General features: G+C 49.6%; 14 protein-coding genes and 2 tRNA genes. 7 read left to right on the top strand and 9 right to left on the bottom strand.

Annotated elements, in window-relative coordinates; all coding sequences use genetic code 11:
- Positions 1-27 precede the first annotated feature (27 nt).
- The 4 genes from AB1611_01010 to AB1611_01025 all read left to right on the top strand — a co-directional run bounded on the left by AB1611_01010 (position 28) and on the right by AB1611_01025 (position 3,082).
- Positions 28-1,536: a DNA methyltransferase gene (locus tag AB1611_01010; GenBank protein MEW6378165.1), complete on the top strand. Its 1,509-nt coding sequence runs from the start codon at positions 28-30 to the stop codon at positions 1,534-1,536.
- 45 nt (positions 1,537-1,581) lie between these two features.
- Positions 1,582-2,514: an XcyI family restriction endonuclease gene (locus AB1611_01015; GenBank protein ID MEW6378166.1), complete on the top strand. Its 933-nt coding sequence runs from the start codon at positions 1,582-1,584 to the stop codon at positions 2,512-2,514.
- 80 nt (positions 2,515-2,594) lie between these two features.
- Positions 2,595-2,915: a nucleotidyltransferase domain-containing protein gene (locus AB1611_01020; GenBank protein MEW6378167.1), complete on the top strand. Its 321-nt coding sequence runs from the start codon at positions 2,595-2,597 to the stop codon at positions 2,913-2,915.
- Entirely contained in the window at positions 2,912-3,082 is a 171-nt protein-coding gene (locus AB1611_01025) for a HEPN domain-containing protein (GenBank protein MEW6378168.1), read from the top strand. Before AB1611_01020 ends, AB1611_01025 begins: the two co-directional genes overlap by 4 nt.
- Before the next feature lie 22 nt (positions 3,083-3,104).
- On the opposite strand, the gene AB1611_01030 is transcribed toward AB1611_01025, so the two are convergent.
- From AB1611_01030 to AB1611_01040, 3 genes are read right to left on the bottom strand one after another with little or no spacing between them, the layout of a single operon-like run.
- Positions 3,105-5,498, bottom strand: coding sequence for a PAS domain S-box protein (locus AB1611_01030; protein MEW6378169.1), 2,394 nt, complete (start codon positions 5,496-5,498; stop codon positions 3,105-3,107).
- Between the two features lie 2 nt (positions 5,499-5,500).
- Positions 5,501-5,866: a response regulator gene (locus tag AB1611_01035; GenBank protein MEW6378170.1), complete on the bottom strand. Its 366-nt coding sequence runs from the start codon at positions 5,864-5,866 to the stop codon at positions 5,501-5,503.
- 3 nt (positions 5,867-5,869) lie between these two features.
- Complete coding sequence (locus AB1611_01040) at positions 5,870-7,333, bottom strand: ATPase domain-containing protein (GenBank protein MEW6378171.1); 1,464 nt, start codon at positions 7,331-7,333, stop codon at positions 5,870-5,872.
- A gap of 608 nt (positions 7,334-7,941) precedes the next feature.
- On the opposite strand from AB1611_01040, the gene AB1611_01045 reads away from it, so the two are divergent.
- Positions 7,942-8,163, top strand: coding sequence for a type II toxin-antitoxin system VapB family antitoxin (locus AB1611_01045; GenBank protein MEW6378172.1), 222 nt, complete (start codon positions 7,942-7,944; stop codon positions 8,161-8,163).
- Positions 8,145-8,579, top strand: coding sequence for a PIN domain-containing protein (locus AB1611_01050; protein ID MEW6378173.1), 435 nt, complete (start codon positions 8,145-8,147; stop codon positions 8,577-8,579). Before AB1611_01045 ends, AB1611_01050 begins: the two co-directional genes overlap by 19 nt.
- A 95-nt stretch (positions 8,580-8,674) precedes the next feature.
- On the opposite strand, the gene AB1611_01055 is transcribed toward AB1611_01050, so the two are convergent.
- From AB1611_01055 to AB1611_01075, 5 genes are all read right to left on the bottom strand, one after another.
- Positions 8,675-8,752 (bottom strand) — tRNA-Asp (locus AB1611_01055).
- A gap of 47 nt (positions 8,753-8,799) precedes the next feature.
- Positions 8,800-8,871: transfer RNA gene (locus tag AB1611_01060), tRNA-Val, on the bottom strand.
- A 192-nt stretch (positions 8,872-9,063) separates the two neighbouring features.
- Entirely contained in the window at positions 9,064-9,339 is a 276-nt protein-coding gene (locus tag AB1611_01065; protein ID MEW6378174.1) for an acylphosphatase, read from the bottom strand.
- A 65-nt stretch (positions 9,340-9,404) separates the two neighbouring features.
- The gene (nrdR, locus tag AB1611_01070; GenBank protein MEW6378175.1) at positions 9,405-9,875 is read right to left on the bottom strand and encodes a transcriptional regulator NrdR; all 471 of its coding nucleotides are present in this window, start codon (positions 9,873-9,875) and stop codon (positions 9,405-9,407) included.
- 139 nt (positions 9,876-10,014) lie between these two features.
- A complete protein-coding gene (locus tag AB1611_01075) occupies positions 10,015-10,596 on the bottom strand; it encodes a Uma2 family endonuclease (protein ID MEW6378176.1) in 582 nt (193 codons plus the stop codon).
- Positions 10,597-10,731: 135 nt separating this feature from the next.
- Between AB1611_01075 and AB1611_01080 the strand changes: the two genes are divergently transcribed.
- Positions 10,732-10,956, top strand: coding sequence for a hypothetical protein (locus AB1611_01080; protein ID MEW6378177.1), 225 nt, complete (start codon positions 10,732-10,734; stop codon positions 10,954-10,956).
- A 31-nt stretch (positions 10,957-10,987) separates the two neighbouring features.
- Here AB1611_01080 and AB1611_01085 read toward each other — a convergent pair whose 3' ends face one another.
- A complete protein-coding gene (locus AB1611_01085; GenBank protein ID MEW6378178.1) occupies positions 10,988-12,163 on the bottom strand; it encodes a glycosyltransferase family 4 protein in 1,176 nt (391 codons plus the stop codon).
- Positions 12,164-12,177 lie beyond the last annotated feature (14 nt).

The raw sequence follows: 12,177 nt of genomic DNA on the forward strand, positions 1-12,177 counted from the left end.
CCGATGGATAGGAAAGGGAGGAGATTGATGCCGGTTCAATTACCACTTATTATTCCGCAAAAAGACCAGGCAGATCTAATACAAGAGGTGTTTTCTCACGAAAACGTTTGTCCTCAGCAGGAGCGGATTGCCCTTGAAAGAAAATATGCTCCACTCCTTAAACAGACTGATAAGTTCAGCCGTAAGCTGGTTAGCTACCAGGGCAATAAAGGTGAGGTTATCCACGGATGGATTCAATATAAGGAAGGCTTCTCATCCCAACTGGTGGAAATTTTAATCCGCAGATTCGGAATACAGCCAGGAGACACTATCCTGGACCCCTTCAGCGGTTCGGCCACTACTCTTCTGGTAGCGAAATTTCTCGGTATCAACGCCTTTGGCATAGAGATACTTCCGCTTTGCCACCTCGCCTGGGAAGCTAAGTCGCATGTCCTGGATTATGACCTTCAAGAGCTCAGACAAGTTTATCAGCAGCTTACTCAAAGTGTGCCGAACAAAGCCTCAGAGCAATTCCCTCATATTGTCATCACGGAGACGGCCTTTCCGCCGGAAACTGAAAACGACATCATGTTTTATACTCAATGGTTTGAAAATCTGGCTATCAGCGATCCGGCCAGAACACTTTGCAGGCTTGTCGTAACGAGTATTCTCGGAGAGGTGAGCTATACCAGAAAAGATGGCCAATATTTACGGTGGGATTATCGTTCCGAGAAAATCCGGAGTCGGAATGACACGAAAATTTCTCTCGGTAAAGAGCCTATTAAAAAGGTAGATAAAGGGCCATTGCCATCAGTGAAAGAGGCACTTCTTCGGTCGTTGAAGGGTATCTTATCGGATATAGAGAAATTCCAGCAGATCCAATCCAGAAAGAGTCATCAGGAGGATAGCCAGCAAAAATTGATTCAGGGAAACACCTTAACGGTTTTGCCCGCCTTGGCGGCAGATCAATTTTCCGGTGTCATCACTTCCCCACCATACTGTAACCGCTATGATTATACAAGGATTTACGCTCTGGAAATAGCTTATCTTCAAAGAGGCCAGGATATTCGGGAATTGCGGCAGAATCAGCTTTCCTGTACGGTCGAAAGCCATTCAAAATTGAACATATTGCAGAAATGCTACCAGTCTCTTGGCCAGCAAGATAATTACGATAAGATCCTCAATACTGTTCAAAATCATCCTGTTTTTACTGAAATCAATGATGCCTTACAGGCAAGGTGGCAGCGTGGGGATATGAATAATAAAGGTGTTCTCAGTATGGTAGAACAGTATTTCACCGAACTGACCTTTGTATTTGCGGAGCTTTTTCGCACATGCCGAAGCGGAGCTCATGTAGCCTTTGTGAATGATAATGTAAGGTATGGGGGTGAAGTGATTCCTGTTGACTTACTGAGTACCAGCCTGGCCGAGAATTTAGGGTTTGAGCCGGTTACGGTGTATGTTCTACCCCAAAGAAAGGGTAACAGCAGTCAGCAGATGGAGAGGTTTGGCCGCCAGGCATTACGGAAAAGTATTACTGTCTGGAAAAAGCCATAGAGTTAATAATCCAATCCATACAGGTCAGAAGGTTAAGGTGTAAAAATGGCCCCGCCAAGTGAAAAACAGATATGGTCAGTGGACCAGATAGCGAAAAGCGAATTCTTTCATCAAAAGCTTCATGAATGGGAACTGCTGGAAATTGCTGACCAGCTTGACAAAATAATGGGTGAAGAGCTGGCGTGGAACAAAGCGGAAATAGAAATTTCAGATGGTGCCTGGAATAAGGTAATCCATCGGGGAATTAAACCCGTCATGGTCTTTGCTCATCCGCAAATTCTGAGAGATGTACCATGTTCAACCAGGTATTATCGAATGCTGGCTATGGTTTCCCAAAAATCTATGCACAGGGTTGGACTTTCGAGTAAGCGGCATGAGGATGGGTGTATTCCTGATTATGAAGCATCTTGTGCTATAGCTAAACACTTAAACAAAATTATCAGTAATCTGGTCGAGTCGGACGAGAAGATAGATGCGCGCGAATTCGATCTCTGGCGAGGAATGGCAGCAGGATCACAAGCTCAAGGTTCTTGGCAAAATGCGAAAGGCCAGAAAATGGAGCTCACGATAAAAGGTATCATCCGCCGCAGACTCTTTGAGAAGGGCTGGGTCTTAGCGGAAATAGATGATACACCACGGGTGGTGTTGAGTGATAAGAGGATAGCAGCCTTTGCCGATGAGCCGGATGTTGGATTCTATGAGAATGATAGAATCATAGCTGCTGTTGAAATTAAAGGGGGAATAGACACGGCTGGTGTTTTGGAGAGACTTGGAGCGGCAATCAAAAGTCTGCGACGAGCCAAAGAAGAGAATCCGGATTCAGTTACCATACTTATCTTACAGGGTATATCCATGACTCAGCAATCGATGGTTGACCTTAAGACCAATCGAGAGGCAGTGAACTACTGGTTTACCATTGAAGAAGTACTCGATGATGAAGACAAGAGAAAGGAAATATTCAGCCTTCTCAGGATTTGAATCCGTGTTTGGCTTTCATAGTTTTTCCTGTTATCCTCAATAACAGTATGAAAGATTTTAGAGAAAGTGGAGAGTAACTCATGAACCCTGAAATTCAGACCATCGTGGCTGAGTTACACCGGCACTTTGAAGCGATTTATGGTGACCGACTCGTGCGGATGATACTTTTTGGTTCCCAGGCCCGTGGTGACGCCGAACCGGGGTCAGATATTGATATCATGGTAGTCCTCAGAGAGTTGGCAAGTCCAGGAAGGGAGATCTCCAGAACAGGCGAAATAACGGCTGAGCTCTCGTTGAGATATGATGTTGTAATTTCCTGCACCTTTATCTCTGCTGATTGTTATGCAATGGAGCAAAGCCCATTGCTTTTAAATGTGCGCAGGGAGGGGGTGTCCGTATGACTGTGGAGCAGACTGCGCTTCTCCAAAAGTCACAAGAGAGTCTTCGGGCCGCAAGATTGCTTGCAGAGCAGGGATTTTACGATTTTGCCGTATCTCGCGCCTATTATGCAATGTTTTATGTCGCTGAGGCTTTTCTCTTAGGTGAGGGCCTTGCTTACTCCAATTGAACGTGCAGAAAAGTTTTTGGAACTACCTCCCCTCATCCCCCATCACCCTGTGCAGCTTCTCACTCAGCTCCTCGGCTCCGTACGGCTTGGCAACCACTTCTTTGAAACCATATTTTTTGTATTCCGACATGATGGGGGCATTGGAGTATCCGCTTGAAACGATGGCCTTGACCCCGGGGTCGATTTCCCGCAATATCCGGATAGCTTCATCGCCTCCCATGCCACCGGCAATGGTCAGGTCCAGAATGACGCAGTCGAAGGGCTGCCCGGACTCCAGGGCTTTCCGGTAAAGCCTTACCGCTTCCTCCCCCTCGATGGCAAATTCCACCTCATAGCCAAGAAAACTGAGTATATTACCGGCAACATCCCTCATGCTTTGCTCATCATCCATGAGCAGGATCCTTCCCTGGCCGGGTTGCAGTCTCTTTTTTCTAATCTCTTCCCTCGCCTTCCTGCTGATTTCCTCCCTGATCTGCTCTTCGACTGCTGGTTTTTCCTCCGGTACCGGCAGATAAAGAGAAAAGGTTGTTCCCGCTCCGGGACGGGATTCTGCGCTGACATGACCCTGGTGTCTTTTCATTACGGAATAGACAACCGCCAGTCCGAGACCGCTTCCGCCGGGTTTGGTGGTAAAATAGGGATCGAATATCTTCGGCAGGATTTCAGCCGGTATACCTGGCCCCTGATCGATGATTGAAACTTTTACGTATCTTCCCGCCTGGAGCGGCAAACCGGCCTCCGGCCCGACAGTCACATTTTCAGCCTGTATCCTGATTACCCCGCCTCTGGGCATAGCCTGGGCAGCATTGATTATGATGTTATGGATTGCCTGGCTGATCTGGTCCTCGTCAATCTCTGCCAGCCATAAATCTTCCGGCAGTACGAATTCGCTCCTGATTCTGGAGCCGCTCAGGGAAAAGTTGACTGCGTCCCTGAGCAGGCCGGGAACAAAGGTGGTCTTCCTGATCGGCGCTCCGCCTCTGGCAAAGGTGAGTAATTGATGGGTCAGCCTTTTGGCCTGATTCAAGGATGCGTCTCCTACTCTGGTCAATAATTTAAAATCTTCGGTTCCCGGCATAATATGCCGCTTGGCCAGAAACAGGCTGCCGCTGAGGACGGTCAGGATATTGTTGAAATCGTGGGCAATGCCGCCAGCCAGAATGCCGAGAGATTCCAGTCTCTGGGCTCTCTGGAGTTCCTCCGCTATCCTTTTTCGCTCAGTTATGTCCTTGAAATTGATGACTATGCCAATCAGCCGGCCATCGGATTGCCGCAGAGGAGTGGCGGTGAGGATGCAGGGAATTTTCCTCCCATCACGGCCTGTCAGTTCGGTATCACACTCGATACGCTGCTCGCCAGCCAAAATCCTGGGTACCGGGCAGTCAGGGCTTCCACAGAGAATGCTGCTCAATACGTCGGAGCATCTTTTACCCACCGCTTCCTCGCTGCTCAGGCCAAGCATGAAACCCAGTGTCCGGTTAAAGCGGATCACCCGAAGCTCTCGATCGAGCACACACATTCCATCGCCTGAGGCATCGAATATCTGATTGAGCTGGGTGGAGGCGGATTCGGCTGCCTCTTCAGCCCTCCCGCGCTCGGCTATCTCCTGCCTGAGCTGTTCGTTGGCTCTGGTCAACTGGCCGGTACGCTCCCTGACCATTTCTTCGAGATGACCCCGATATCGCTCCAGTTCCTCCTCTGTCTGCTTTCGCTCAGTGATATCCAGAGTAATTCCCAGGAAAGCGGGCTTCCCGCGAAAGGGAATGGAAGCACCCCACAGGTCCACCCATCGGGGTCCATATCCACCGGGGATTACAAGGCGTATCTCACAGCACCTTGGTGCTGCTTTTCCTGCTTTCAGGTCATTCAAGTAGGCACGCACCATTTCCCGGTCATCGGGATGGACCAAATCCACGAAACACAGCTCAGTCACTTCTCCGGAGGATCGGCCAACGGTTTCCCTGAAGATGGGATTGGCATAAACCAGGAGATCATCCTGGGCGATGAAGATGCCGGACGGGCTGTTCTCGGCCAGCGCATAATACCTGCGCTCTACCTCCTGGGAGAGTCTGCGCGCCCGCAGCAGAATCTCTACCCGTGCCCGCAGCTCTATTGGAATAATAGGCATCAGGATCAATTCATCCACCGTGCGCCACAGGTGCCGGGTGATCATTCCCACATCGGGCCGGGAGGTGAGCAGCAGAAAGGGCAGATAGACCGGCTGCTCGGAATCTCTCCTGGCCTGCACCTGGTTCCAGAACCGGTCAAGGGAAAGGCCGTCCAGAATGCCGAGATCAAAAGGGCTGCTTAATTCCTCCTTCTCCTCGGCTAAAATCACCTCATATTCCCTGCTGAGCAACCCGGCCAGAAGGCGGCGGTTCTCCCTGTTTTCCATAAAAAGAAGTATCCGGTCCATGATCACCGTCCGACCAGGCTGCGGATCAGGGTCAGCAGTTCCTTAACCACCAGGGGCTTGGTCAGTACTCCCCGTGCGCCGTGGCTCAGGCTCTCCTGCTGGAGGGCGTGGCTTGTTCCGGGAGAGATGATCAGAAAAGGAATCGAGGATTTTCGCAACCGCTCGCACCGGTCCCAGATGTTCCGGTCGTAACCGGCCAGGTCGAGCAGCACCAGGTCCAGGACTTCCCCCCGGTCGAGGATTGTGTCCAATTCCTCCAGGGCGCTTACTCCCGTGACCCGATAGCCCTCTTTTGCCAGGAACTGGCTGAGCAGCTCAAGGTTGCGGGGGTTGTGGTCCACAGCCATGATCAGAGGTTTATCCTCCATCCCTCAGCCCTTCTCTTCTGGCGGTTTCACCCATTCCGGGGTTCCGCTCAAAATATTACGCAAACCGGTCAGGGGTTTGCCTACCTTGATCCCATAGCGGGTGATCTCGAATTCCCGCAGCCTCTTTTCAAAGTCGCTGACCCTCTTTTTCAGCACTCCAATAGCCTTGCGAAGCTCTCCATCGATCTCCAGGTAGCGCAGAAAGAGAACATTGTCCACCAGATAACTGATACTGCCTTCGCTGACCTGGAACTCGCCGGTTATATTTTTCATCTCGTCAATCAGAAGGAGGGTGACACCCATATTCACCAGGTACTTCTCAAGAGCATGGATGTTATCAGCCAGATTCTCACCATGAAGGGAAATGCAGTAGCCGCCGATACTGTCGACCATGACCAGTTGGGTTTTCATCTCCTCCACTTCGCGACGCACCAGAGAGGCGAATTCATGAGGTGTTACCTTCAGCGGCTCTATCCTGACTATCGAAAGCGTACCATGCTCGATCATGGACCGCACCGGGATATTGACTGACTCGCTGCGATAGATGATCGTTGCCAGCATCTCCTCTCCAAAGACATAGATCATCGACCGCTCGCCTCTTCCGGCAGCCTCCTTCATGAATTGAAGGCCGAGAGTGGTTTTCCCCACCCCGCTTGGGCCGCTGATCAGGGTACTCGTGCCCCGCTCCAGCCCGCCGTGCAGCATCTCGTCCAGTTCCGGCACCCCCGAAGGGACGGTCCCGGCAGTGAACTCCCGGATATACTTTTCGGGTAAAAGGATCGGAAAGACCTCTATCCCCCGGTCAGTCAGCTTCAGGGTATGGCGGCCGGAGCGAAAGCCGGAGCCGCGAAATTTGGTCACGCTGACAGTCCTGGCCCCTTGTTCGAAGGCCAGGGTAATAACACCATCACTGATGAACTGCAGATCATCGTCAGGGGCCTGAACACTGCCCTCGGAGGTAAGAAGTACGGTAGCTCCGTTATCAATGAGAAATCGCAGGAAAGAGAGCACCTGTTTCCGAAACTGAAACGGATCGGCGGTCAGATACCGGAATTGAGTTATGGCATCCACAAAGATCCTCTGGGGCTTGAGCTTTTCAATGCTGTCGATAATAACCTGGGTAGTAGGTACCCGCTCCACCTCGGCGGGGGAGAAAATGTCGTAGGCCTCCACTTTGGCAAAGAATTCCGGCTGAGGGCTCAGGTCCAGGAAATTGACATTTTCCAGGTTAAAGCCCATAACTTGCGCATTCTTGCGGATCTGGGGTTCCGGCTCGCCCAGGGTGATGAATAACACTTTTTCCCCCTGCTGCACACCTGCAGTGAGGAAATACAGGCCCAGGGTAGTCTTGCCATTCCCCGGCCCACCCCGTACCAGATAGGCACGCTGAGGAATCAGGCCCCCCTCGAGGATTTCATCGAGTCCCCTGATGCCGGTGGATAAACGGTCAGATAACTTGGTTTCCATATACAACCTCATATTAAAATAACATATTATTAAATATAGCACTTTTATCGCCTTGGTCTCGCTTTTATACATTTGTCGGACAAATTGCCATAAATCGATGAGATTATCCATATTGGGAGGGATCATGGGCATGACAAGGACAAGAGTTAAGTTATTTCATGTGACAATAAAATAGCCGGTCAATGCAGGAGGACATTGACCGGCTGCCTACAGGAAGTAGAGAAAAACATGTCTATATTATTGATCGAAGAATTAACGCTATTTCTTCGCTATTTTTTTACTCTTTTAGCACTTATTAGGGGCATTTTTTAATACAATTTTCAGGCTATACGCAGCGCCTGAAAAAGCATATCGGCTGCTATAGAGGCGGGCCTGTCATAACCAATTTTCTCTACTGCAAACGGCTATGAACAGATTCGATGATCCTGTATTCTACGTAATTAACTGTACCCCTCTACACAATTCGAAACAATAAAGGGGTTAGCGGGAGAAATACCAAACTGGAATTATGAAGCTTTTATTTGATTATGTGGAGTTTTCACATAATCCTCGATTATGGATGCTAAAAAGTACTTGAACGGAATCCAATTAATAGCTATCATATAATTATGAAAACTACAATTGATATTCCAGATGATGAGTTAATGGAAGTGCTCAAACACACCGGAGCTAAGACTAAACGGGAAGCCGTTGTATATGCCATTAAAGACTATAACCGAAGACAACGGCTTTCAAGGGTTGCCGAAATTCTGGGTACTTTCAAAGAATTCATGACCCAGGATGATCTTGAAGAAATGCGTGAAGATGATAAATGGAACAAAGAGAAGTAATACTGATAGATACGTCCAGTTGGATTGAAGCTTTGCGAAATAATGGAAGAACAGATATTCGCGAACGGGTGAGAATGATGTTGATCAATGGTCTTGCCGTATGGTGTGATATGGTTGCCATAGAGCTTTGGAACGGTGCGAAAGGGGATTACGAAAAGAGAAAATTAACTGAATTGGAAAATGTAATAACCTCTCTCCCTATGACGAAAGAAGTGTGGAATTTTGCCCGTGAATTAACAAAGAAATGTCGAAGTGCAGGTGTGAGCGTTCCCGCTGCTGATTTAATAATAACTTCATGTGCTTTATTTTATAATATCGGAATTGAACACTGCGATAAGCATATAGGTAAAATTTTAGAAATTTTTAAATGCGGCCATGAAACTCTAGGAGGCCATATTTCAAACTGTAAAAAGTAACAACTACTCAGGCACAAATGCATAGAGAGATAAGGGCATAAGTGGATAGAACAAAATAAGGGGTTAGATCGTATGACCTAACCCCTTGCTTTTTATGGCGGGGCCGACGAGGCTCGAACTCGCGACCTCCGGCGTGACAGGCCGGCGTTCTAACCAAACTGAACTACGACCCCGTTTTTTTTAATTTTTTCCTCTGGGCTCCCGGCACAGAGTCCAAATATGGGCGGAACAGGATTCGAACCTGTGACCCCCGGCTTGTAAGGCCGATGCTCCCCCGCTGAGCTACCCGCCCGGCTTGCTTGATAGCAGTAATTTATATCATGGCTTACAGACTCTTGTCAAATACTATTTTCACTACCCATGATTCTTTGCTCACGGGAGCGTCGCCAGGTTTGAGCGAGGTGATGAGGGCACGAGGCATTTACCGGGAGCCTGAACCGGTAACTGCGGCCTGTTGTTGCCTTCGGTATCGGACAACGTGTGCCTAATAAGCAATCGAGAATGAGGAATAGTCACCGCTGTAATTTTCCCATTGAATGTCAACCTTCCTCACATGCGCTCCAACAGGACCGCGATGGCACCAGGCAACCAGTCTCTCGACATCCGCCTTTTCCCCTTCGGCCACAACTTCCACGCTGCCGTCACTCAGGTTCCGCACCCATCCTTTTACACCTAACCGGCTGGCCTCGGATTTGGTTGAGGACCGGAAAAATACTCCCTGCACCATCCCTGAAATGAACAGATGAGCTCGAACCTTCATGATTGTTGCTCCCTATTGTCTTCCTTATCTTCCAGGAGCCTTGCTCCCTGGAGGTAATTTACTGGCTATTTGACTTCCGAAATCCGGTTGTTTGAGATTTCCTGAAGCTCGCTCATGAATTGCTTGATATCCTTAAATTGCCGGTATACTGAGGCAAACCGGACATAAGCAATCTCATCCAGGTTGTATAACCAATCCATGACCATTTCTCCAAGGTCATTACTTTTGATCTCCTTGCCGCTCAAGTCCTGAACCTTCTCCTCGATCCGGTTCACGAATCCTTCCAGAACATAAAGACTTATCGGCCTTTTTTCACAAGCTTTAATTAATCCGTTCAGCAACTTGTTCCGGTCAAAAGGCTCCCGGCGGTTATCCTTTTTTATCACCATACAGGGAATCTCTTCCAGCCGCTCGTAGGTGGTAAATCTTCGATTACAGCCAAGGCATTCCCTCCTCCTGCGTATCGACAACCCCCCTTCACTGTCCCGGGAATCCAGAACTTTACTTTCCGCGGATTTACAATATGGGCATTTCATACGGCAACACCCCCATCGGCAATCACTCCATTCACCGAAAAAATGAACCACCGGGGAGAAAAAACATCAGCTCTCTAATTATATTATTCTTCCAATAAAATATCTAGCAGATTCCGTTTAATTGAGCGAAAGATATGTGCTATCTTCCGGCAGGGGAAAACACCTTATCCAGAGGAATCTCAAGGCCGGGAATAATTCCTGCCTTCAACACCTGGCTGCGGGAATGGATCTCAGAACCAGGAAATCTCCCTGCCGATAGCCGGTATATCTCTACCGTCTCTTTATCAGGATCAATTATCCAGTATTCCTTCACCCCGAAAGCTTCATACAGATCCTTCTTCAACACCTGGTCATAACTTCTGGTAGAGGGTGAAAGAATCTCCACGATGAGATCGGGTGGCCCCTGGATGTTATCTTCGGTAATAATACCCTTATTTTGATTTGAAACATAAATCAGATCAGGTACCACGATATCGTGATCGGACAGAATAACATCACAGGGAGCATAAAAGAGCTCGCCCAGTTCCTGTTCCCTTAAGAAGGATGCAATTATTATTGCCAGATTTCTTGAAATCCGCTGATGCCGGGTGCTTGGTGAAGGGCTCATGAAATGATCTCCATCGATTATCTCATGCCGTTTCCCATTATCAGGAAACAGCACATAATCCCGATAGCTTAACTTCGGGCGATTCTCCCTGTTTTTTAAGCTCAGTGATTTCATAAGCTCAGCTCCTGTCAGTTAATACGGGATTACTGCTTCTCAATATCATTAACTTGGCACTACTTACCAAAAGGCCCCTCACCCCAGCCCTCTCCCCCCAAAGGGGGGCGAGGGAGTGGAGGAGGGCTATCCCCCATGAGAAAGGCATCGACCACAGGTAGGGTGGGGCTGCTTTTTTGCCCCCCACCCAATACCGCATGCGATCTCATCGCCAATCCTAACTGGTCGAGTAATTCCCCTGTAGTGCGCTCAGCTTTCATCTTTATTTTACTATGGTTATTAACCATAAGCAACGAAATAGGAATTTCACGGGAATATTGGGAATATATCGGTGAGAAGTATCAAGAGCGGGAAGGATGATATATGGAGGGATTGCAGGCTGGCTGCTCGATCAATCCATAGGCATGATTTCCTGGTACAGAAGTTCGAGCTGCCGGATCATATGATGCAGATCAAATCCCTGCACCAGGAATCGCTGAGCTTTTCCGGTGTATGCCAGTTGCTCCGGATGTTGCAGCGCGGATATGACCCGCTCAGCCATGGCCGCTGGATTGCGGGGCGGCACCACATATCCATTGATCCCGTTCCGGACAATCTCCCGGTTTCCGTCAATGTCGGTGGCGACAATGGGAATTCCGGCTGCTGTGGCCTCTACCAGGACCAGGGGCAGCCCCTCCCAGAGGGAGGTGAGGACCAGCACGTCAAGCTCAGGCAAAATCCGCTCGACATCTTCTCTCCAGCCGGCAAGGACAAGGCGGTCGGAAAGGGACAGCCTCTGAGCCAGACTGCGGATTTGCGGCCGCAGTTGTCCATCGCCCACCATCATGAAGCGGGCTTTCGGGAAAACCCGGCTCACCCGCTCAGCCATCCGGATAAAGTCCAGGGGAGATTTCTGCGGTTTGAAGCAGGCCACCATGCCGATGAGCGGTGAGGAATCCTCTTTCATGGCCCCCTGCTCCTGCATCACCTGATCACGGTCCCGGAAAAAGCGGTGAAGGTCAATGCCGCACCTTATCACCCTCCCGTGCCCGATCCTTCGGCAGATGCCGAGCTTTTGGGCCAGCTTCAGATTGGCACGGGAAACAAAGATGATCCGGGTGCTGACCCTGGCAGCCGCCTTTTCCAGAAAGATATAGAGCTTTCGCGCCAGGGGCCGCTGATAATCATGGAAACCGAATCCATGGACCGTATGGACAATGCAGCCAATCCCGGCGGCAGCGGCAGCCATTCGCCCAAGAATCCCGGCTTTTGAGCTGTTGGTGTGGACGATGATCCTCGGATTTTCCATCTTTTCCCGGTGCAGGATCAAAATAAGGTGAACCAGGGCGAGAAAATCCCACACCGGGTGAACCTGGCGGTGAAGGGCTGGAACGAAAATGCACTTCACCCCTTTCAGGGACCTGGCCTTTTGCACAAGAAGGCCGTGCTGACCGCTGATCAAAACAGGCTCGAATCTGCTCCGGTCCAGATTCTCCACCGTAGACAGAGTAGCTTCCTGAGCCCCGCCAAGCTCCAGCTTGGTGATGATCTGAACGATCCGGATTTTCCCGGTTTTTGTATCCGGCATGTTTCCCCCTGTGA

The organism is bacterium (assembly GCA_040755755.1).
Lineage (GTDB): Bacteria > SZUA-182 > SZUA-182 > DTGQ01 > DTGQ01 > DTGQ01.